Annotated in this window: 1 protein-coding gene; it reads left to right on the top strand. The window is 50.6% G+C overall.

Features of this window, described 5'->3' with window-relative positions; genetic code table 11:
* Positions 1-68: 68 nt before the first annotated feature.
* Positions 69-1,243 (top strand): IS3 family transposase gene (locus tag RMSM_RS19915; protein ID WP_085980619.1). Its coding sequence is split into 2 segments (ribosomal slippage): positions 69-318 and positions 318-1,243, totalling 1,176 coding nucleotides; the frame shifts between segments, so codons are not numbered across the junction.
* Positions 1,244-1,311 lie beyond the last annotated feature (68 nt).

The raw sequence follows: 1,311 nt of genomic DNA, 5'->3' as shown, positions 1-1,311 counted from the left end.
GGAATTCCCCACGAAAAGTTGACAGTGGGACGGCATATGTCAGACTCTGCTGACAGGAGAACCAATTCATGGACCAACGTCGAACATTTACCCGCGAATTTAAGATCGCTGCCGTTAAGAAAGTCATTGAGCAAGGGATGTCCTACGCTCAAGTCGCCAGGGACTTAGGAGTGCGCGACAGCATGCTCAGAAACTGGAAAAAAGCCCTCGAGAGAGACGGTTCCTTCGAGGCGGAGATTGTCAGTAGCAACTCGGTCGAAGATGAACTGAAGCGTCTGCGAGAGGAAAACCGACAGCTCAAAATGGAGCGAGACATTTTAAAAAAAGCGACGGCGTTCTTCGCAAAGGAAAGCAGCTGAGATTGAAGTTTATCTCCGAGCACCGTGATCGTTGGCCGGTCACGGTGCTTTGTCGGGTAATGGAGGTTTCCACTTCGGGTTTCTATCGGTTCGTTGACAGGCCAATCTCAATGGCCAAATTTCGACAAGCGGAAATCACCGATGAGATCATCGAGATCCATTCGAAGAAACACCACGATGCCTATGGCAGTCCAAGAGTTCACCGAGAGCTACTTCGACGGGGCGTTTCTTGTTGCCTCAACACAGTCGCCAAGTACATGGAAGCAGCCGGAATTGCAGCGAATCGACGCACCAAATTCCGCCTTTCTACCACTGACTCCAATCACGATCATCCAATTGCACCAAACCTTTTGAAGCAAAACTTCCACACCAAAACGATCAATGAAGTCTGGCTGACAGACATCACTTACATTCCAACGAAAGAAGGGTTCACCTACCTTGCAGCCGTCGCTGACCTGCATTCACGCAAAATCATTGGCTGGAAAACCAGTCGAACGATTGACTCTCAGCTTGTCGTCGCTGCACTCCGCGATGCCATCACGTTTCGCAAGCCGAGTCCGGGTGTGATCGTTCACAGTGATCGCGGATCCCAGTACGCCAGCGGCGCGTTCCGCCAACGATTAAGCCAGCACAAGTTGGTTCAAAGCATGAGCAACCGAGGCAATTGCTACGACAATGCCCCAATGGAGTCGTTCTTCAAGAGCTACAAGACAGAAGAAGTCCGCGACGAACAATACGAAACCCATGAGCAGGCCACGCGAGGTGCTTGTGACTTCATCGAGCATTTCTACAACTCTGTCCGCCTACACTCCTCGCTCGGCTACCTGAGTCCGATCGAATTCGAACACCATCAAACACGAGCACTTTCATTGAATTCAGTCTGATCGTCAGGCTGAAACATTTACCTTCCCGTTAAGACCGTTCCACTGTCAACTTTTCGTGGGGAATTCCA

Source organism: Rhodopirellula maiorica SM1, assembly GCF_000346295.1.
Taxonomy (GTDB): domain Bacteria; phylum Planctomycetota; class Planctomycetia; order Pirellulales; family Pirellulaceae; genus Novipirellula; species Novipirellula maiorica.
The sequence above is the reverse complement of the archived record's forward strand: the minus strand, read 5'-3'. Positions and strand labels throughout refer to the sequence as shown.